This window comes from Pseudomonas fluvialis (assembly GCF_014207935.1).
GTDB classification, from domain to species: Bacteria; Pseudomonadota; Gammaproteobacteria; order Pseudomonadales; family Pseudomonadaceae; genus Aquipseudomonas; species Aquipseudomonas fluvialis_A.
Genome location: NZ_JACHLL010000003.1, coordinates 234,493 through 254,578, shown reverse-complemented (window position 1 = coordinate 254,578; position 20,086 = coordinate 234,493). Strand labels below are relative to the sequence as shown.

Below are 20,086 nucleotides of genomic sequence, written 5' to 3'. Positions count from 1 at the left end.
GGGACGCGCTTGGTGAATTCGGGTGATCCAGCCTTTAACCGACGGCGTGGAGTTCGTTTAACCGGTGAATGCCGGCAGTGCCGGTGAAACCGTCCCAGTTGTCGCTACGGCCCTCGCGCCAGCCATTGAGCCAGGCCTGTCGGGTGGACGGGTGAGTAAAAGGACACAAGTCGCGGGATTTGCCATGGACGCCGTGCTGATAGCCGCGCATGAAAGCTCGATCCATCGGGTCACGCTTAAGTCTCTTCATAGGGTGTTGCCCTCAGTTATTGACTGTTTTCTCCTATGGCCTCCGGAGAGGACCCGGCAGAATGGTTCTGCCTTCGACATTCGCTGCCGGCGTGGCGAATGTCTCCCGGCAACATTGCGCTGACGGGTTAAGCTGAGTTCTAAACAATGAGTCCTACCCTGTGAATGACTGATTTGTCATAAAGGGTTAATGCTTATGGAATATAGCCATAAGCATTTTTGCCTCTTTCCGCTACGCAGGTCCCCGAACCCGCAGCAGGACTGGACGAAGTGGCGACAGATGAGTTTCCGAACGGTGGCTGCCTGAGCAGCCGCTGATGATCAAAGTTCCGACGAAGGGTGTTTTCCTTTCGTCCTGGCGACAGCGGGTAGTAGCCCGGCCTGTCCACTGAAAAGGCGTAGTCATGTCCGAGAGTGTTGAGCTGATCCTGACCTGTCCCAAGGGCCTGGAAGCCCTGTTGGCGCAAGAGGCCAGCGGCCTGGGCCTGGAGGAGGTGCGCGAGCAGCCGGCGGCCCTGCGTGGGCGTGGCAGCCTGGAAGTGGCCTATCGCTTGTGTCTGTGGTCGCGCCTGGCCAACCGCGTGCTGCTGGTGCTGGCGCGCACCCCGGTGAGCGACGCCCAGAGCCTGTATGACGCTGTGCATGCGCTGGACTGGAGTGAGCACCTGGCGGCCAACGGCAGCCTGGCCGTGGAGTTCAGCGGCCGTGGTGCCGGTATCGACAACAGCCACTTTGGTGCGCTGAAGGTCAAGGACGCCATCGTCGATCAGCTGCGGGCACGCTTCGGCCAGCGTCCGGATATCGACAAACTCAATCCGCAGGTACGCGTGCATGCTCATCTGGAGCGTGGCGAGCTGGTGCTGTCGCTGGACCTCTCCGGGCACAGCCTGCACCAGCGTGGCTACCGTCTGCAGCAGGGCGCGGCACCGCTCAAGGAAAACCTCGCCGCCGCCATTCTGATTCGCGCCGGTTGGCCGGAGCGTGCCGCCCGTGGCGAGGCGCTGAGCGACCCAATGTGCGGCGTCGGCACCTTCCTGGTCGAGGCCGGGATGATGGCGGCCGATCTGGCGCCCAACCTCAAGCGCGAGCAGTGGGGCTTTTCCCACTGGCTGGGCCATGTGCCGGCACTGTGGAAGAAACTCCACGACGAAGCGCGCGAGCGCGCCGCGGCTGGTCTGGCGAAAACGCCACTGTGGATTCGTGGCTATGAGGCCGATCCGCGTCTGATCCAACCCGCGCGCAACAACATCGAGCGCGCTGGTCTCGCCGACTGGGTGAAAATCTATCAGGGAGAACTGGCCACCTTCGCGCCGCGCCCGGATCAGGGGCAGACGGGTCTGGTGGTGTGCAACCCGCCCTATGGCGAGCGCCTGGGTGATGAAGCCAGCCTGCTGTACCTCTATCAGCACTTGGGTGAGCGTCTGCGTCAGCAGTGCGCCGGCTGGGATGCCGCGGTGTTCACCGGGGCGCCCGAGCTGGGCAAACGCATGGGTATCCGCAGCCACAAGCAGTACGCCTTCTGGAACGGCGCGCTGCCGTGCAAGCTGCTGTTGTTCAGAGTCACGGCCGATCAGTTCGTCACCGGCGAGCGTGGTGAGCGGCGTGCCGCCGAAGCGGCCGGCGAGGCCCCAGCGCCGAGTCAGGCTAGCGAGCCGGCACGGCTCTCCGAGGGCGGGCAGATGTTTGCCAATCGCTTGCAGAAGAACCTCAAGCAGCTCGGCAAGTGGGCGAAGAAAGCCGGCGTCGAGTGCTACCGCCTGTACGATGCGGATATGCCCGAGTACGCCGTGGCGGTCGATCTGTACCGCGACTGGGTGCATGTGCAGGAATACGCCGCGCCGCGTTCGATCGATCCGCAGAAGGCCCAGACCCGCCTGCTCGATGCCCTGGCCGCGATTCCGGTGGCGCTCGGCATCAGCTCCGACAAGGTGGTGATCAAGCGCCGCGAGCGCCAGAGTGGCACCCGCCAGTACGAGCGCCAGGATCAGCAGGGGCGTTTCATGGAGGTCAGCGAGGGCGGCGTCAAGCTGCTGGTCAATCTCACCGACTACCTGGATACCGGCCTGTTCCTCGACCATCGTCCGCTGCGTCTGCGCATCCAGCGCGAGGCGGCGGGCAAGCGCTTCCTCAACCTGTTCTGCTACACCGCCACCGCCACCGTGCATGCCGCCCGCGGCGGCGCGCGCAGCACCACCAGCGTCGACCTGTCGAAAACCTACCTCGACTGGGCACGGCGCAACCTGGCGCTCAACGGCTTCTCCGACAAGCAGCGCCTGGAGCAGGGCAATGTCATGCAGTGGCTGGCCGAGGATCGCGGCGAGTACGACCTGATCTTCATCGACCCGCCGACCTTCTCCAACTCCAAACGCATGGAAGGGGTGTTCGATGTGCAGCGCGATCAGGTCGAGCTGATCGACCTGGCCATGGCGCGTCTGGCGCCGGGCGGGGTGCTGTATTTCTCCAACAACTTCCGCAAGTTCGTCCTCGATGAGGGCGTGCAGGCGCGCTACCGGGTCGAGGAAATCAGCGAGCAGACGCTGGACCCTGACTTCGTGCGCAATCCGAAAATACATCGTGCGTGGATGATCCAGGCCAAGGTTTAGCGGCAGGCGAGGGGTAGACTGAAATCCGGGGCCGCTGGTGGTCGCTTGCTGCAGGAGTTGGCATGCCCTTGATTGGTCGCTTTTTCAGCCGTGAGTCGGTGCCGTCCGAGGCTTCCCTGCGCGTGTTGCTGCTGGCGGTCGCGTTGGGTGGCTTGCTGCTGACCCTGCTGCTGGCCAGTGTCGTCTGGTGGTGGCAGGCGCGCCAGCTGCAGGAACGCTTCGAGCACCTGGCGCAGGAGCGGCGCACGCTGATCGAGGAGCAGTTGCTGCGGCAACGGCGCAATCTGGAAAACCTTGCCAGCTTCATGCAGCTCAAGCCGCAGGTCAGCCGCCAGCAGTTTGCGACCTTCGTTCAGCCCTTTGTGCAGGATGCACTGGCCTACTCGTGGATTCCCCGGGTCAGCGGCAGCCAGCGCGAGGTTCTGGAGCGTGAGGTGGCCGCCAGCGACTGGGCGGGCTTTCGCATTCTTGATCTGCAGGGCGATGGCCGGCTGCAGCCGGCCGCCTCGCGCGAACTCTACTATCCCTTGCTCTACAGCCAGTCGGCGCGGCTGCCGAGCCTGCCCATCGGTCTCGACCTGCTGTCGCAGCCGACCCGGCGTGCGGCCTTGCTGGCGTCGGTCAACCAGGCCCAGGCGGTGGCGTCTGGTTTGCTGCGTCCGGTAGGTGCCAGTCAGCAGGATACGGCGGCGGTGATTCTGTTCATGCCGGTATTTCGTGAGGCACGCCTGCCGCCGGCGGCGCTGCGGCCGGGCGAAGCACTCGGTGTGGTCTCGGCGGTGATCAGTCTGTCTCAGGTGCTGGAGAGTCACAGTGAACGGGGGGCCAAGCTGCTCAGCCTGGAGCTGACGGCTGTGCAGCCCGGGGAGTTGCTGTATCGCTCGCGCCAGGCGGCCGATGGCCAACTGCAGTGGCAGACCCGGCTGCGCCTCGGGCTGAGCGACTACCGCCTGCTGATTCGCCCGACCGCCGCCTTTACCGCCGCTAACCGCTCCCTGGCGTTCCTCTGGGTGGCGCTGGCGGGGGCGCTGTTCAGTGTTCTGCTGGTGATGTTGCTCAGCCTGCTGCTGGGGCAGCGTCAGCGTGCCCTGCGTCTGGTTGCCGAGCGCACCCAGGAGCTGCGCTGGAGCGAGGCTGAACTGCGTCAGGCGTCGGCGCGTCTGGGGCATGCCCTGGATGGCAGTGGCGATGGCATCTGGGACTGGACGCTGGCCAGCGACCAGCTGTTCTGCTCGGCGGCCTGGGCCAATATTCTCGGTCTGGCCGGCAGCGAGGTGCCACACACGCAGCAGGACTGGCTGGCGCGGGTGCACCCGCTGGATCGGGATGACATGCAGCGCGAGCTGAATGCCCACCTGCAGGGCGGCAGCGCCTTCTACCGGCATGAGCACCGTCTGCTGGCCGGGTCGGGCGAGTGGCTGTGGGTGCTCGACCGTGGCCGGGTGGTCGAGCAGGATGAGCAGGGCTGCGCCCTGCGCATCATCGGCACCATGACCGATATCAGCGTGCGCAAGCGCAGTGAACTGCAGCTGGCGCGAACCCTTGGTCAGCTGCATGCGATTCTCGATTCGGCGACCCAGGTAGCGGTGATCGCTACGGATCTGAGCGGCGTCATCACCACCTTCAACGTGGGGGCCCAGCGCATGCTCGGCTATGCCGCCGACGAGGTGGTGGGTCAGCATACGCCACTGCTGTTTCACGACGCTGAAGAGGTGGCCGCACGTGAACAATTGCTCAGTGCTGCCCAGGGACGCCGCGTGCATGGTTTCCAGGCGCTGGTGGCGGGTGCTCTCGGCCTGCAGGACAGTGATGCCCGGGAGTGGAGCTATCGCCGCAAGGACGGCCGCCTGATCACCGTCAATCTGCTGGTCACGGCCATGCGTGATCCCGACGGCGTGCCGCAAGGCTATCTGGGTGTGGCTATCGATGTCAGTGCCGAGCGCCAGGCCCGCGAGGCGTTGCTGGGCCAGCAGGCCTTGCTCAACAAACTGTCGGCCCAGGTTCCGGGCGTGATTTACCAGTACCTGTTACGGTCCGATGGCAGCAGCTGTTTCCCCTGGTGCAGCGAAGGCGTGCGGCAGATCTACGACGTGGCGCCAGAGGACGTGCGCGACGATGCCAGCGAGGCTTTTACTCGGATACTGCCCGAGGAACAGGATCGAGTGCGCCTGAGTATCCTGCGCTCGGCGCAGCAGTTGACGCCATGGTGTGAGGAGTTTCGTGTGCAGCTGCCGGGTCGCGGCCTGCGCTGGCTGCGGGGCGAGGCCTCGCCGGAGCGCCAGCCCGACGGCTCGGTGTTGTGGCATGGCTATATCAGCGATATCAGTGCCGGCAAGGCCATCGAGGAGGAGTTGCGCCAGCTGTCTGTGACCGATGCCTTGACCGGGGTGTTCAACCGCCGCTATTTCCAGCAGCGCCTGGCCGAGCAGCTGCAGCTGGCACAGCGCATCGGCGAGCCGCTGGCGCTGATCATGCTGGATATCGACTATTTCAAGCAGGTCAACGATACCTACGGCCACGAAGTCGGCGACGAGGTGCTCAAGGAGCTGTGCCGGCGCCTGGGTCAGCGTCTGCGCCGAAGTGATGTGTTGTGCCGGATCGGCGGCGAGGAGTTCGTCGTACTCTGTCCCGGCAGCCAGGCGCATCAGGCGCGTGAGCTGGCCGAGAGTCTATGGCAGGTGGTGCGTGAACAGCCGTTCGTCACGGTCGGGCGGGTGACGGCCAGTTTCGGGGTGGCCAGCTGGCAGGCGGGAGATGATGCCGACAGCCTGCTGCGCCGCGCCGATGAGGGCGTATATGCGGCCAAGCAGGCGGGGCGTGATCGGGTCATTCAGCTCGGCGCCGACTGACCCGGAGGCGCTGCACTAGCAGGCCGTTGAAAAGCGTAGGCGAGGCCGCCAACGCAAGGCAAAAGCAGGCGAAAAAGCGCAGTTTACGAGTGGTAAATGAGCATTTTGAGCCTGCTTTTAACACTGCGGTGGCAACGCAGGTAGCTTGTCAACGGCCTGTTAGCGGCGTGCTGGCTGGTTGTACAGCGCCACCAAGGCCTGGTCGAGAATGGCCGAGGCGCCCCACGGGCGCTTGTCATTGAGAATGGCCACCACCGCCCAGGTATCGCCATTGCGATCGCGGGCATAGCCGGCGATGGCGCGCACGGTGTTCAGCGTACCTGTCTTGATGTGAGCCTGGCCCTGCAGCGCGGTGCGCTTGAGGCGCTTGCGCATGGTGCCGTCCATGCCCACCAGCGGCATCGAGCTGATGAACTCGGCGGCATAGGGGCCGCGATAGGCCGCCTGCAGCATCATGGCCATCTCGCGGGCGCTGATGCGTTCGGCACGCGACAGGCCGGAGCCGTTTTCCATCACCAGATGGCTGGCCTGGATGCCCTTGCGTGCCAGCCAGTTGCGGATGACCCGCTGAGCGGCCCAGGCGTCGTCCTTGTCGGCCTTGTCGCGGTACTGCGCGCCAATGCTGAGGAACAGCTGGCGGGCCATGGTGTTGTTGCTGTACTTGTTGATGTCGCGAATGATCTCCACGGTATCCGGGGAGAAGGCGCGCACCAGCAGGCGCGCACTCTTGGGCAGTGCGCCTTCGCGGTCATTGCCATTGATCGAACCGCCCAGTTCCTTCCAGATCGCCCGTACCGCGCCGGCGGCATAGGCCGGGTGATCGAGCAGCGAGAGGTAGGTCTGCGCGCTGCAGCCATCGGGAATCTTGCCGCTGACGGTGACCTTGACGCTGCCGTTGGCCTGCGCCACCGGGCTGAAGCGCACGTCCGGCCAGCTCGGGCACTTGGCCGCACGCTGTAGCTGGACCTTGTTGTCGAGCACGATGGTGGCAATCGGCGGCTCCACCGCGACATTGACCTTGCCGCCCTCGGCGCGAGTGATGAAGCGCACGGCCTTGAGGTTGACCAGCAGAGCGTCCGGACCGACCAGGAACGGCTTGTTGGCATCGCCGCCGTCATCGTTGAAGGTCGGCAGTTGCGGCTGATTGAAGCGCGAGCGGTCGAGTACCAAGTCGCCGGTGATCTGGCGCACGCCATTGGCACGCAGGTCGCGCATCAGCAGCCAGAGTTTTTCCATGTTCAGTTTCGGGTCGCCGCCACCCTTGAGGTAGAGGTTGCCGTGCAGCACGCCGTCGCGCAGCTGGCCGTCGGTGTAGAACTCGGTTTGCCACTGGTGGGTAGGGCCGAGGATGTCCAGGGCAGCGTAGGTGGTGACCAGTTTCATGGTCGATGCCGGGTTCATCGACACATCCGGGTTGACCAGTGTGGTGGTACCGGGGCCGGTCAGCGGCACCATCACCAGCGCCAGGGAATTGGTGCTGATCTTGTTGGCAGCCAGGGCCTTGGCCACGCTGGGCGGCAGGGCATTGCTGATAGCGGGTGCGGCATGGCCGGCCAGCGGCAAGAGCAGGGTGGCCAGGGCCAGGTGACGAAGAGATTTGAACATACGCAAACAACCCGATGACAGTGGGCGAGATGAAGAGGTAAAGATGACCTGGCAGTCGCGGGGCGAGTGCCTGCAGAACGGCGCGCATTATGCCCGAGTTGTCCCGTGCGTGCCCGTGGCTGCCGCGATTGCGCATAGGCGCCGCTCCTGCGGGCTGCTAAAGTGGCGCCTCATTTCATTGTTGAGGATTCACCCATGGCCACCCGTTCCCGCCGTCTGCGCAAAAAACTCTGTGTCGAGGAGTTCCAGGAGCTCGGTTTCGAACTGGCCTTCACCTTCGCCGACAGCCTGTCCGATGGTGACTACGAGGCGTTCTTCAATGCCTTCCTCGATCAGGTGGAAGACACCGGTCTGGTCTACTCCGGTTGCGACGAGTTCGGTTTCGTCTGTCTGGCCAAGCGCGGTTCGGTCAGCGCCGAGCAGCGTCAGGCCCTGGACGCCTGGCTCAAGGGTCGCAAGGAGCTGCAAAGCTACAACATCGGCGAACTGGTCGACGCCTGGTACCCGGGTCTGCCGGTCAACGCTCAGGCCTGAGTGTGCGCGATTACGCCTGGCTTTCCAGCTACTGCCTGAACCGCTTCGGCGGCCCGGCAGAGCTGGAGGCGCGCCTGCCGCAGCCGCGCAGTGCCGAGGCCCTGCGCGCGCTGGGCGATGATCGCTACCTGTCGCTGATTGCCCTGCGCGTGTTCCGCGCCGGGCTCAAGCACAGCCTGGTGGATGCCAAGTGGCCGGCATTTGAGGAGGCGTTCTTCGCCTTCGATCCGCACAAGGTGGTTCTGATGGGTGCCGAACACCTGGAGCGGCTGATGCAGGACAGTCGCCTGATTCGCCATCTGGGCAAGCTGAAAAGCGTGCCGCGCAATGCCCAGTTCGTTCTCGATGTGGCCCGTGAGCGGGGCAGCTTCGGTCAACTGATAGCCGACTGGCCGAGCAGTGACATCGTCGGGCTGTGGAAGTACCTTGCCAAGCACGGCAGCCAGCTCGGTGGTCTGTCGGCACCGCGCCTGCTGCGCATGATCGGCAAGGACACCTTTATTCCTACCGATGACCTGGTTGCCGCACTCAAGGCCCAGGGCATTGTCGACAAGGCGCCCACCAGCCAGAAAGAACTGGCCGCGGTGCAGGCTGCCTTCAATCAATGGCAGGCCGAAAGCGGCCGGCCGCTGTGCCAGCTGTCGGTGATGCTGGCGCATACCGTCAACCACTGACCGCCATGTCGGCCTCACTGGCGGTGCAGATTGCCGAGCTGTCGGCCCGCCTGGCCAGTGCCCGGCGCATCCTGATCATCACCGGGGCTGGTCTTTCCGCCGAATCGGGTCTGCCGACCTATCGCGGCCTCGGCGGCCTGTACAACGGCCGCACAGCTGAGGGGCTACCGATCGAGGTGGCGCTGTCCGGCGACATGCTGCGCGAGCGTCCCGAGCTGTGCTGGAAGTACCTGGCCGAGCTGGGGCGTGCCTGTCTGGGTGCAGCGCCCAATGCTGGGCACCGGGCGCTGGCCGAGTTGCAGCGGCGCAAACCCGGTTGCTGGCTGCTGACGCAGAATATCGATGGCTACCACCTGGCCGCGGGCAGTCCGCCCGAACGCCTGATTGAAATCCATGGCCAGCTGGCGCCGCTGTACTGCCAGTCCTGCGGTCAGGAGAGTGCCGAGTTGGCGGAACATTTGCGGCAGCCGCTGCCTCCCCGCTGTGCGCGCTGCGCCGGTATCCTGCGTCCGCCTGTGGTGCTGTTCGGTGAAATGCTTCCGGAGCAGGCCATCGACAGGCTCTACCATGAGCTGCGCGAGGGCTTCGATCTGGTCATGGCCATCGGCACCACGGCCAGCTTCCCGTATATCCGCGAACCCTTGCTGCGCACCCGTCAGAACGGCGGTTTCACCGTGGAAATCAACCCGCAGGCTACCGAACTGACTGCCTCGGTTGACCTCAGTTTGCGTTGCGGCGCCGGAGACGTTCTGCCGGAACTACTGAGTCACAGTTTGTCTGATTAAATTTGCAAATCGATTTCATAGCCGGCATAGTCGCCTCCTTTATAAGAATTCGACACGGTTGTGCCCATGCATATTCGCTTCGCACCCATCGTGCCTCTCGCACTGACATTTGTACTGACTGCCTGCGCCGGCTACGCCCCGCAGCAGTCGCTGACCCAGACTCCGCCGCCGGTTGTCCAGACTTCGGTGGATGAACCGAGCACCGAGCAGATGGCCGAGCTGACGGACGACGAGTCCTACGAGCTGCCGTCGCTGGCTGACAGCATGCTGGCCCACGGCCTGTCCCTGGTGGGCACCCGCTACCGTCCGGGCGGCACCTCGGTGCAAAGCGGTTTTGACTGCAGTGGCTTTGTCGGCTTCCTCTACAAGCAGGAGCTGGGTATCCAGCTGCCGCGCTCGACCCGTGAAATGATTACTCTGGACGCGCCGAAGGTGGCGCGCAGCGAGCTGGAACCGGGCGACATCATCTTCTTCAACAACCGTGGCCGCGGCCGCGTCAGTCACGCCGGTATTTACCTGGGCGACAATCAGTTCATTCACTCCTCCAGCAGCCGCAGCGGCGGCGTGCGTGTGGACAGCCTGGCCGACCGTTACTGGAACTCCAGCTACATGCTGGCCAAGCGTGTGCTCGACGAACACCAGCTGCCGGCCACCAGTGCCGGTCCGCAGCACCGCTGATTGCCTGCTCAGGCTTGCGCCGCTCTGGCGGCGCGGGCAGAGTAGGGCGGTCGCTTCAACGGACTGCCCGCCATGCGCCTGACGGCTCGCTTCACGCTCCTCGCTTCGATTCTCCTGCTGGCCGCCTGCGCCGGCCGTTCTCCCGACCCTCAGCCTCTGCCACCGCCGATTCAGTCGGGTGCTGCCGAGGATGTGCTGTTCCGTGCCCTGGGACTGGTCGGTACGCCCTATCGTTATGGTGGCAACAACCCACAGAGCGGTTTCGACTGCAGTGGCCTGATCGGTTACGTCTACCGCGATGCGGCGGGCCTGCAGCTGCCGCGCTCGACCCGTGAGCTGATTCGTCTGCCCGTGCCGCCGGTACCTCGGCAGGCACTGTCGGCCGGCGATCTGGTGTTCTTCGCCACCAGTGGCGGCAGTCAGGTCAGTCATGCCGGCATCTATGTCGGCGAGGGTCGCTTCGTGCATGCGCCCAGCTCCGGCGGCACGGTAAGGCTGGACAGCCTGTCCAGCCGCTATTGGCAGCAGACCTACCTCGATGCCCGCCGTGTGCTGGTGGCTGGCGCTCACTGACGTTTTGTTCGTGGTGGGCGACTCGCATTCATACGCTGCGTGATGTAGCGCGCCAAGGCATAATTGCGCCCCTCCGGCGGAACCGCCCCGATGCACGGACCCTTTGCAGCATGAGCGCCGAACCTTTTTCCAGCAGCGAGCGTGCTGCGGTCTACCGGGTCATTGCCGAGCGCCGCGACATGCGCCATTTCAGCCCAGGCGAGATCCCAGCCGAGTTGCTGCAGCGCCTGTTGCACGCAGCACACCAGGCGCCCAGCGTCGGCCTGATGCAGCCCTGGCGCTTTATCCGCATCACCCGCCCCGAGTTGCGCGTGGCCATCGCCGAACAGGTCGAGGCCGAGCGCTTGCTCACGGCCGAGGCGCTGGGTGAGCGCTCAGACCAATTCATGCGACTCAAGGTCGAAGGCATCCGTGACTGTGCCGAGTTGCTCGTGGCGGCCCTGATGGACGGACGCGAGGCGCATGTATTCGGGCGTCGTACTCTGCCGGAAATGGACCTGGCCTCGCTGTCCTGCGCCATCCAGAATCTCTGGCTGGCGGCGCGGGCGGAGAATCTCGGCATGGGCTGGGTCTCGCTGTTTGACCCGCAGGCACTCGGTGAGCTGCTGGGCCTGCCGGCCGGAGCCAAGGCGGTTGCCATCCTGTGCCTGGGGCCGGTGGCGGAGTTCTACCCCGCGCCGATGCTCGAACTGGAAGGCTGGGCCAGCGTGCGCCCACTGGCAGAGCTGCTCTACAGCGATCGCTGGGGCGCGGTGGCCGAGGAGTAGTCATGCGTGAACTGATTCTCGGCGGGGCGCGTTCCGGCAAGAGCCGGTTGGCCGAACAACAGGCACTGGGCAGCGGCCTGGCGGTGACCTATATCGCCACCAGCCAGGCGCTGGATGGCGAGATGACGGCGCGCATTGCCCATCATCAGGCCCGGCGGCCAAACGAGTGGGTACTGTGTGAAGAACCGCTCGAACTGGCGCGGGTGCTGCGCGACAATGCCGCCCCTGATCGCTGCCTGCTGGTGGACTGCCTGACCCTGTGGCTGACCAACCTCCTGATGCTGGATGACCCGCAGCGCTTGCATCACGAGCGCGAGGCATTGCTGCAGGCGCTGGGCGAGTTGCCCGGACGGATCATCCTGGTCAGCAACGAAACCGGTCTCGGCGTGGTGCCGCTGGGCGAGCTGACCCGGCGCTATGTCGATGAAGCCGGCTGGCTGCATCAGGCCGTGGCCGCTGCCTGTGAACGGGTGATTTTTACCGTGGCCGGTTTGCCGATGATTCTCAAAGGAGAGGCGCTGTGAGCAGCCCCTGGTGGCAACAATCCTGTCGTGCCCTTGATGCCCATGCCGCGGCCGCGGCCGCGCGGCGCCAGGCCCAACTGACCAAGCCGAGCGGTTCGCTTGGGCAGCTCGAAGGCCTCAGCCTGCGCCTGGCTGCCCAGCAGGGCTGTGAGCGCCCGAGCCTGGAACGCATCTGGATTGCCATTTTCGCCGGTGACCATGGTGTGGTCGCCGAGGGCGTGTCGGCCTATCCCCAGGCGGTGACCGCGCAGATGCTTGGCAACTTCGTCGCCGGTGGCGCCGCGATCAGCGTACTGGCGCGCGAGCTGGGCGCCCATCTGGAAGTGCACAACCTCGGCACTGTCGAGCCGCAACCGGCCATGGCCGGGGTCAGCCAGCACCAGCTGGCGCCCGGTACGTGCAATTTCGTCGTGCAGCCAGCCATGACGGCGGAGCAGTGCCTGGCAGCGTTGGCCGTCGGCCGCGAAGTCGCCCTGCGTGCCGCCGCCGAAGGCTGCCAACTGCTGATCGGCGGCGAGATGGGCATCGGCAACACCACGGCTGCCAGTGCCCTGGCTTGTGCCTTGCTGGACGCACCGCTGGACGAACTGATTGGCCGTGGCACCGGCCTGGACAGCCAAGGCCTGGCACGCAAGACCCGTATCATTGAGCAGGCCCTGAGCCTGCATGCCGGCGAACGCACGCCGTTGGACTGGTTGCAGCGCCTCGGTGGGCTGGAAATCGCCGCGCTCAGCGGTGCCTATATCGCCTGCGCGCAGTCTGGTATCAGTGTGCTGGTCGATGGTTTTATCTGCAGCGTGGCGACCCTGCTGGCCGTGCGCCTGAATCCCGGCGTGAGCGACTGGCTGCTGTTCAGTCACTGCGGCGCCGAACCCGGACACCGTCACGTGCTGCAGGCCCTGGATGGCCAGCCGCTGCTGCACCTGGGCCTGCGCCTGGGCGAGGGCAGCGGCGCGGCACTGGCACTTCCCCTGTTGCGCCTGGCCTGTGCCCTGCACGGGCAGATGGCGACTTTTTCCGAAGCTTCCGTTGAGGACCGTACCCCATGACTCTGCAACTCGAACTCCTGCGCCACGGTGAAACCACAGCCGGTGGTGGCTTCCATGGCAGCACCGATGCGCCGCTGGCCGAGCGTGGCTGGCAGCAGATGCGCGCGGCGCTGGCCACGTCGTCGGCCTGGGACCTGATCATCAGTTCGCCGCTGACCCGCTGCGAGGCCTTTGCCCGTGAGCTGGCCGAGCAGACGGGCGTGCCGCTGCGCATCGAGGCGGACCTGCGCGAACTGCATTTCGGCGACTGGGAGGGGCGCAACTCGGCGGAAATCCTGCTGGAAGACAGCGAGGCCCTGGGTCAGTTCTGGAACGATCCGTATCGCTTTACCCCGCCGAATGCCGAACCGGTGCGCGACTTCGCTGACCGCGTGCTGGCCGCCGTCGAGCGCCTGCAGAGCGAACTGGATGGCCAGCGCGTGCTGCTGATCACCCACGGTGGCGTCATGCGCCTGCTGCTGGCCCGCGCCCGTGGCCTGCCGGAAAGCCAGCTGCTGCAGGTGGAGGTCGGTTTCGGCGCACTGCATCGCCTGCAGGTCGAGGCCGGCCTGGGGCTGACCGAAGCCTGACATGCTGCCAACGCCGCTGCTGATTGCCCTGCAGTTTCTCACCCGCCTGCCGGTTCGCCTGCCGGGCATGCCGGCGCCTGAACAGGTCGGTCGCTCGCTGCTCTGGTATCCGCTGGTGGGGTTGCTGCTGGGTGGGCTGTTGCTGGCGACGCAGGCGCTGCTGAGCCAGCAGCCGGCGGTGCTGCAGGCGGCCCTGCTGCTGACCCTGTGGGTGGGGTTGAGTGGCGGGCTGCACCTGGACGGCCTGGCCGATACGGCCGATGCCTGGGTGGGTGGCTACGGTGACCGCGAGCGTACCCTGGCGATCATGAAGGACCCGCGCAGCGGGCCCATTGCCGTCGTGGTGCTGGTGCTGCTGTTGCTGCTCAAGTTCGCCGCACTGCTGGTGCTGCTACAGGCCGGACAGGCGCTGGCCCTGTTGCTGGCACCGTGGCTGGGGCGCAGCGCGCTGCCACTGCTGCTGCGCAGCACCGCCTATGTGCGGCCGGGCGGCCTGGGGGCGCAACTGGCCGAGCATCTGCCGCGGCGTGAACTGCCCCGGGTGCTCGGCTTGCACCTGGCTCTGCTGGCCCTAGCCGGACTGAGCGGGCTGTGGGCGCTGCTGGCGGCCACGCTGGTGTTTGTCTTCTGGCGGCGGGCTTTGCTGGCACGCCTGCAGGGCACCACCGGCGATACCGCCGGAGCGCTGGTCGAGCTGATCGAACTGGCTGTTCTCCTGACCTTGGCCCTGCACATCGCCGACTGAAGCAGGGCGGTCTTGCCGATTCTGGCCTAGGGTTATTGGGTGTTATGGAGAACCCCGGATGCCACGATTGTTGCTGCTGTTTCTGCTCTTCGGTCTGGCCTGTGGCGCCAGGGCCACGGAGTCGTTGACCTGGCTGCTGCTGCCGATTCCCGGTGCCATCAACCTCAAGCAGGGTGTGCCTGATGACGGTATGGCGCTGGAATTGCTGCGGGCGCTGGAGCCGGGGCTGCGCAGCCGTGGGGTACAGGTACGCTACGAGCTGGGTAATGTGCCGCGTATGCAGCAGAACCTGGAACAGGGTCGGCCGCTGTGTTCGGCGGTGAACCTGCGCAGTGCCGAGCGTGATCGCCTGGCATTGTTCGTTCCCCTGTTGGTGGTGCCGCCGATGCAACTGGTGGTGCGCGCCGAGGATCGCGCGCGTTTGCCGCTGGATAACGGCCAGGTTGCCTGGCAGGCGCTGCTCGACAGTGGCCTGCATGGCGCGGTGCACAGCCAGCGGGTCTACCCACAGGCCATCCGCGCGAGCATGCAGCAGGCCCTGAGCGATGGTCGCCTGCAAGCGCTGACGCTGTCCGGCAACATCGACAAGCACCTGCTGATGCTCAGTCATGGCCGCTTCGATTTCACCCTGGAGTTTCCTCTGGTGGTCAGTCAGGTCATGCGCTCCGGTCAGCTGAAGCAGCCGCTGACGTTGTTACCGCTGCAGCAGATGGAGCAACTGGAGGTGGTGGGCACTTACTGCACGCGCAGTCCGTGGGGCGAGCAGATGGCCAGGCAGGTCGATGCCAGCCTGCGCGAGCTGTTGCAGGCGCAGTCGCTGGAGCCGCTGTACCAGCACTGGTTGCCGGCAGAAAGCTACCAGGCCTATCAGGCTTCGATTCAGCACTTCCTGCATCATCGCGCCCAACTGCCGATGCAGTTCGATTAGCCGGCCGCGCTCCGGGTGATTGTCGCCTAGAGTTAAGTCAGTCCTCGCCGGAGCCATTCTTTTGCTGAAGCTGCTGCCCCTCTGCCTGTTGCTGTTGTGCCCGTCCTTGTCGGCGGCGGAACGTCTGGTTTGGGGGCTCTTGCCGACGCCGGGGCATGTCAATGTGGTCGACGGCAAGCCCAAGGATGGCGCGGCGCTGGAGTCGTTGTGGCTGTTGGCCCGGCATCTGCCGGATATCGAGATGGAATACCAGCTGGTCAATGCGCCGCGCCTGGAGCGAGCATTGAGCGAGGGGGCACCGCTGTGCACCAGTGGTAGCATCCGCAACGCCAAGCGTGATCGTCTGGCTTACTTCGTGCCTTACCTGCTGGTCACGCCGATGCAGCTGATTGTCCGTGCCGGCGAGCAGGAGCGCTTTCCCCGACGCGATGGCAAGGTCCTGCTGCCGCAGCTGTTTGCCGACCCGCAGCTGCGGGGAGCCTTCGCCACCTCGCGTATCTATCCACAACCTCTGGCGGCAACGCTGGAGCAGGCGCATCGTGCCGGCCAGCTGCAGGCACTGGGCGTGTGGACCGATCAGCTGTTGCTGATGCTCAGCCACGGCCGCTTCGACTACAGCTTTGAATTCATGGCGCCGGTTCGGGCCATTGCGCGCAATCCGCAGCTTGGCAAAGCGCTGACGACCCTGCCATTGGCCGATTTCGACGAGATGGCCGAAAGTGGTCTGTATTGCTCGCGCAGCGCCTGGGGTCGAGCCATGGCCGAACGACTGGATGGCGCCGTACGCGCACTGGCCGCCGAGCAGCAGCCGTTGCTCGAGTTCTATCGACGTCATCTGACGGCCGACAGCTATCGTGATTACGCCCCGGCGATTGCCGCGCATTACCGCCAGCGGGCGCAGGGCCCGAGTCGTTTCGAGTAGCGATCTGTTGTGCCGACTTGCCTGACAACTGTCTCTGCCAGGTTGCTGGCGGCCGAGTTATATCTAGCGTCTTATATGAACAGGGCGGCTACTCGGCGCCGATCGGGGAGAGAATACTATGGGCACTGCCTGGCGAACCGCCGGCTGGATTCTGCTGGGCGCATCGCTGATCCTCGCGTTGTCGCTGGGGATCCGGCATGGCTTCGGCCTGTTCCTGGCACCGATGAGCAACGACTACGGCTGGGGCCGCGAGGTGTTCGCCTTTGCCATCGCCCTGCAGAACCTGATCTGGGGCCTGGCCCAGCCGATCACCGGAGCGGTTGCCGACCGTTTCGGCGCCCGCCGGGTGATTGTGCTTGGCGGCCTGCTGTATGCCGCCGGCCTGGCGCTGATGGCCCTGAGCGATACGCCCTGGTCGCTGTCGCTGAGCGCCGGGGTGCTGATCGGTATCGGCCTGTCCGGTACTTCCTTTTCGGTGCTGCTGGGCGTGGTCGGGCGTGCCCTGCCGCCGGAGCAGCGCAGCCTGGGCATGGGCATCGCCGCGGCGGCCGGCTCGTTCGGCCAGTTCATCATGCTGCCCGGCTCGCTCGGGCTGATCAGCCTGCTTGGCTGGTCGGCGGCCCTGCTGGCGCTGGGGCTGCTGGTGGCGCTGATCGCGCCGCTGGCGTTGCTGGTGCGCGACCGGCCGCAGCCGGCGCCCAGTGGCAGTGAGCAGAGCCTGGGCGAGGCGCTGCGCGAGGCGGCCGGGCACTCGGGGTTCTGGCTGTTGGCACTAGGCTTTTTCGTCTGCGGCTTCCAGGTGGTGTTCATCGGCGTGCACCTGCCGTCTTATCTGGTCGATCAGGGTCTGCCGGCCGGAGTGGGCACCACGGTGCTGGCGCTTGTGGGGCTGTTCAACGTGTTCGGTACCTATGCTGCCGGCTGGCTGGGTGGACGCTTGTCCAAGCCACGCCTGCTGACCGCGCTCTATCTGGCCCGCACGGTGGTGATCGTGCTGTTCATCAGCTTGCCGCTGAGCAGCGCCAGTGCCTATGCCTTCGGTATCGCCATGGGCCTGTTGTGGCTGTCCACGGTGCCTTTGACCAACGGCACGGTGGCGACCCTGTTCGGTGTGCGCAATCTGTCTATGCTCGGTGGCATCGTTTTCCTGTTCCACCAGATCGGCTCCTTCCTCGGTGGCTGGCTGGGCGGCTATCTGTACGACCATACCGGCAGCTACGACCTGGTCTGGCAGCTGTCGATCTTTTTCGGTCTGATGGCGGCGGCGCTCAATTGGCCTGTGCGTGAACAGCCGGTGGCGCGCCTGCGCCAGGCGCGCGCGGCATGAGGGCTTCTTCCTGGCTGGCCTGGCTGGTTGGCGTCTTGCTGCTCGGCTTGCTGGCGCTGGGATGGTGGGGGTGGCGTATGGGGGGCTTGCCGCTGTTGCAGCTGGGGATGCCGCTTTGCTGACGAGGGCGCTTCGAGCTATTGGGGGACGTCGTTGATTGATCTTGGCTCGGTGTTCGGCTGTTTTCTGTGCTGGCTGAAAGCCTAGGTTTCGCCCCTCCCGGGCGAGTTACTTTCTCTTGTCTGGCCAAGAGAAAGTAACCAAAGAGAAGGCCACCCCGACATCCGGCCCCGCCTGCGGCGGGGTTCCCTCCCTCCGGTGCCGCTCCGGGGGCCGGCATACACGGGACTTCCCTGTCCCGTTATGCCTCTCGCGGCCATCCGGGCCGCTCGTCCTCCTGCGCAACACCTCCACTCGGCCTCCTGACGGGGACCCGACTCCGAGTTGCCTGAAGATTTACTCCTTGGCTCTTCGGCTCCTAGATTTTTGCTTCTTTTGCACGGCCTTGCAGGCGACACCGAATGCCCCTTGAGGAGGGCGAACGGAATCGTTGCGGAGAGGGGCAAGCGGCCTGGATGGCCGCTTGAGGGGGAAAGGTCCAGGGATGGACCTTGTACGCCGACCCTCGGAGCGGCGATGGAGTGAGCGGACCCCGGCACAGCCGGGGCCGGATGAAGGGGGGGTGTTTCTTTGCTTACTTTCTTTGCACAAGCAAAGAAAGTGAGTCGCCCAAGAAGGGCGAAAACAGCTCCGTCAGCCAACGCGGAAATAGGCCAGGCACTGGCTACGAGCCGCCTTCCTGACCATCACTCGAACGCGAAGTGCGCCTGGTCCAGCTGCATGGTCGACTTGACCGGTTTGAGCATGGCGCTGGCATGGCCCTTGGCCCGCGGCAGCAGGCGCTGGAAGTAGAAGTCGCTGGTGGCCAGCTTGGCCTTGTAGAAGTCGGCCGACTCGCTGCCGCCCTCGCGCAGCTTGCGCCGCGCCACCGCCTCCTGCTGCGCCCAGGCCCAGGCCAGAGTGGCGTAGCCGGAGTACATCAGGAAGTCGTGGCAGGCAGTGCTGACGATGTCGCGCTGGCGGCTGGCGGCGAAGGCGAGGCGCAGGGTCAGGTAGTTCCACTGGGCGACGATCTTCAGCAGGGTCAGAGCGCGCAGGCGCATGGCCGGCTCGTTCTTGAGCAGCTCCAGGGCGAAGCGGGCGATCGGCTTGGTGAACTCGAACACCGCCTTGCCCTTGCTCATCATCAGCACCTTGCGCCCGAGCAGGTCGAGCGCCTGGATGCCGGTGGTGCCTTCGTACAGGGTGGAGATGCGCGCGTCGCGCACGATCTGCTCCATGCCGTGCTCCTGGATATAGCCGTGGCCGCCGAACACCTGCATGCCCAGGTTGGCCGCCTCCAGGCCCAGCTCGGTCAGGCAGCCCTTGAGGATGGGGGTGAGGAAGCCCAGCTGGTCGTCCCAGTGCTGGTACTGGCGATCATCGTTCTTCAATAGGCCTTCGATCATCTTGTCGGCGTGCTGGCTGGCCAGGTAGATCAGCGCGCGGCCGCCCTCGGCGATGGCCTTCTGGGTCAGCAGCATGCGGCGCACGTCGCCATGGTGAATCAGCGCGTCGGCGATCTGGGTCGGCTCCTTTGTGCCGGACAGCGCGCGCATCGAGCGGCGTTCCAGGGCATAGGCCAGCGCGCCCTGATAGGACAGCTCGGCATGGGCCAGCCCCTGCAGGGCGGTGCCAATGCGCGCAGTGTTCATGAAGGTGAACATGCATTCCAGGCCCTTGTTGGCCGGGCCGATGAGGAAACCGGTGGCGCCGTCGAAGTTCATCACGCAGGTGGCGTTGCCGTGAATGCCCATCTTATGTTCCAGCGAGCCGCAGGACACGCCGTTGCGCGCGCCAAGGCTGCCGTCCGGGTTGGCGAGGAACTTGGGCACGATGAACAGGCTGATGCCGCGGGTTCCCTTGGGCGCGTCCGGCAGGCGGGCCAGGACGATGTGCACAATGTTCTCGGCCAGGTCGTGCTCGCCGGAGGAGATGAATATCTTGGTGCCGGTCAGCGCGTAGCTGCCGTCGGCGTTGGCCTCGGCGCGGGTCTTGACCTGGCCCAGATCCGTGCCGCACTGCGGTTCGGTCAGGCACATGGTGCCGGTCCAGCGGCCCTCGGTCAGCGGGGTCAGGTAGGCCTGCTTCTGCGCCTCGCTGCCGTGCTGCATGAGGGTGTTCATGGCGCCCAGCGACAGGCCCGGGTACATGGTGAATGACCAGTTGGCGGTGGCCATCATCTCCGACTTGAGCAGGCCCAGGCTCATCGGCAGGCCCTGACCGCCGTACTCCACCGGATGTGACAGGCCCTGCCAGCCGCCGGCCACGTAGGCGGCATAGGCCTCCTTGAAGCCCTTGGGCGTGCGCACTTCGCCCTGGTCCCAGGTGCAGCCCTGTTCGTCGCCTTGCTGGTTGAGCGGGCTCAGCACTTCCTCGCTGAATTTGGCGCACTCGCCGAGGATGGCGTCGACCATGTCCGGGGTGGCGTCACTGCCGTTGACCAGACGCTGGTAGTGGGCGGGGAAGTCCAGCACCTCGTTGAGCAGGAAGCGGGTGTCGCGCAGGGGGGCTTTGTAGGCGGGCATGCAGGTAACCTCGTGAAAACGGCAGAAGCGCCAAATGACGCGGCGATTTATACGGGGCTCCCCGGGTGGCGGCCTTGG

Annotated in this window: 19 protein-coding genes; 16 read left to right on the top strand and 3 right to left on the bottom strand. The window is 65.5% G+C overall.

The features are described 5' to 3' along the window. Positions 1–34 precede the first annotated feature (34 nt). Positions 35–250, bottom strand: coding sequence for a ribosome modulation factor (rmf, locus tag HNP49_RS10195; RefSeq protein ID WP_095938625.1), 216 nt, complete (start codon positions 248–250; stop codon positions 35–37). Positions 251–653: 403 nt separating this feature from the next. Between rmf and rlmKL the strand changes: the two genes are divergently transcribed. Together rlmKL and HNP49_RS10185 are read left to right on the top strand one after the other, a co-directional pair. After that, a complete protein-coding gene (rlmKL, locus tag HNP49_RS10190) occupies positions 654–2,852 on the top strand; it encodes a bifunctional 23S rRNA (guanine(2069)-N(7))-methyltransferase RlmK/23S rRNA (guanine(2445)-N(2))-methyltransferase RlmL (RefSeq protein ID WP_184682931.1) in 2,199 nt (732 codons plus the stop codon). Between the two features lie 62 nt (positions 2,853–2,914). Further along, positions 2,915–5,701: a diguanylate cyclase gene (locus HNP49_RS10185; RefSeq protein ID WP_184682929.1), complete on the top strand. Its 2,787-nt coding sequence runs from the start codon at positions 2,915–2,917 to the stop codon at positions 5,699–5,701. 159 nt (positions 5,702–5,860) lie between these two features. Here HNP49_RS10185 and dacB read toward each other — a convergent pair whose 3' ends face one another. After that, complete coding sequence (gene dacB, locus HNP49_RS10180; RefSeq protein ID WP_184682921.1) at positions 5,861–7,306, bottom strand: D-alanyl-D-alanine carboxypeptidase/D-alanyl-D-alanine-endopeptidase; 1,446 nt, start codon at positions 7,304–7,306, stop codon at positions 5,861–5,863. A gap of 195 nt (positions 7,307–7,501) precedes the next feature. Between dacB and HNP49_RS10175 the strand changes: the two genes are divergently transcribed. The 14 genes from HNP49_RS10175 to HNP49_RS18650 all read left to right on the top strand — a co-directional run bounded on the left by HNP49_RS10175 (position 7,502) and on the right by HNP49_RS18650 (position 17,503). Continuing rightward, positions 7,502–7,840: a YggL family protein gene (locus HNP49_RS10175; protein WP_184682920.1), complete on the top strand. Its 339-nt coding sequence runs from the start codon at positions 7,502–7,504 to the stop codon at positions 7,838–7,840. A 2-nt stretch (positions 7,841–7,842) separates the two neighbouring features. Further along, positions 7,843–8,514, top strand: coding sequence for a DNA-3-methyladenine glycosylase I (locus tag HNP49_RS10170; RefSeq protein ID WP_184682919.1), 672 nt, complete (start codon positions 7,843–7,845; stop codon positions 8,512–8,514). Positions 8,515–8,519: 5 nt separating this feature from the next. Further along, a complete protein-coding gene (locus HNP49_RS10165; RefSeq protein ID WP_184682918.1) occupies positions 8,520–9,299 on the top strand; it encodes an NAD-dependent deacylase in 780 nt (259 codons plus the stop codon). A gap of 66 nt (positions 9,300–9,365) precedes the next feature. Further along, positions 9,366–9,977, top strand: a complete 612-nt coding sequence (locus tag HNP49_RS10160) for a C40 family peptidase (RefSeq protein WP_184682917.1) — start codon at positions 9,366–9,368, stop codon at positions 9,975–9,977. Positions 9,978–10,049: 72 nt separating this feature from the next. Continuing rightward, positions 10,050–10,550: a C40 family peptidase gene (locus HNP49_RS10155; RefSeq protein WP_184682916.1), complete on the top strand. Its 501-nt coding sequence runs from the start codon at positions 10,050–10,052 to the stop codon at positions 10,548–10,550. A 110-nt stretch (positions 10,551–10,660) separates the two neighbouring features. Continuing rightward, complete coding sequence (gene bluB / locus HNP49_RS10150) at positions 10,661–11,317, top strand: 5,6-dimethylbenzimidazole synthase (RefSeq protein WP_184682915.1); 657 nt, start codon at positions 10,661–10,663, stop codon at positions 11,315–11,317. 2 nt (positions 11,318–11,319) lie between these two features. Next, positions 11,320–11,841: a bifunctional adenosylcobinamide kinase/adenosylcobinamide-phosphate guanylyltransferase gene (gene cobU / locus HNP49_RS10145; RefSeq protein ID WP_184682914.1), complete on the top strand. Its 522-nt coding sequence runs from the start codon at positions 11,320–11,322 to the stop codon at positions 11,839–11,841. Next, a complete protein-coding gene (gene cobT / locus HNP49_RS10140; RefSeq protein ID WP_184682913.1) occupies positions 11,838–12,890 on the top strand; it encodes a nicotinate-nucleotide--dimethylbenzimidazole phosphoribosyltransferase in 1,053 nt (350 codons plus the stop codon). Before cobU ends, cobT begins: the two co-directional genes overlap by 4 nt. Beyond that, the gene (gene cobC / locus HNP49_RS10135; RefSeq protein WP_184682911.1) at positions 12,887–13,459 is read left to right on the top strand and encodes an alpha-ribazole phosphatase family protein; all 573 of its coding nucleotides are present in this window, start codon (positions 12,887–12,889) and stop codon (positions 13,457–13,459) included. The genes cobT and cobC overlap by 4 nt, the downstream gene beginning before the upstream one ends. Position 13,460: 1 nt before the next feature. Next, positions 13,461–14,204: an adenosylcobinamide-GDP ribazoletransferase gene (locus tag HNP49_RS10130; protein WP_184682909.1), complete on the top strand. Its 744-nt coding sequence runs from the start codon at positions 13,461–13,463 to the stop codon at positions 14,202–14,204. A gap of 58 nt (positions 14,205–14,262) precedes the next feature. Further along, positions 14,263–15,132 carry a hypothetical protein gene (locus tag HNP49_RS10125; protein WP_184682907.1) on the top strand — a complete coding sequence of 290 codons (870 nt, stop codon included), beginning with the start codon at positions 14,263–14,265 and terminating at the stop codon, positions 15,130–15,132. Between the two features lie 61 nt (positions 15,133–15,193). Further along, complete coding sequence (locus tag HNP49_RS10120; protein ID WP_184682905.1) at positions 15,194–16,054, top strand: hypothetical protein; 861 nt, start codon at positions 15,194–15,196, stop codon at positions 16,052–16,054. Positions 16,055–16,172: 118 nt separating this feature from the next. Further along, a complete protein-coding gene (locus HNP49_RS10115; protein WP_184682903.1) occupies positions 16,173–17,381 on the top strand; it encodes an MFS transporter in 1,209 nt (402 codons plus the stop codon). Further along, positions 17,378–17,503, top strand: a complete 126-nt coding sequence (locus HNP49_RS18650) for a hypothetical protein (protein ID WP_260407132.1) — start codon at positions 17,378–17,380, stop codon at positions 17,501–17,503. Before HNP49_RS10115 ends, HNP49_RS18650 begins: the two co-directional genes overlap by 4 nt. 684 nt (positions 17,504–18,187) lie before the next feature. Here the strand turns inward: HNP49_RS18650 and HNP49_RS10110 are convergent. Beyond that, positions 18,188–20,008 (bottom strand): acyl-CoA dehydrogenase C-terminal domain-containing protein, encoded by a 1,821-nt coding sequence (locus tag HNP49_RS10110; protein ID WP_184682901.1) that lies wholly within the window; start codon positions 20,006–20,008, stop codon positions 18,188–18,190. Positions 20,009–20,086 lie beyond the last annotated feature (78 nt).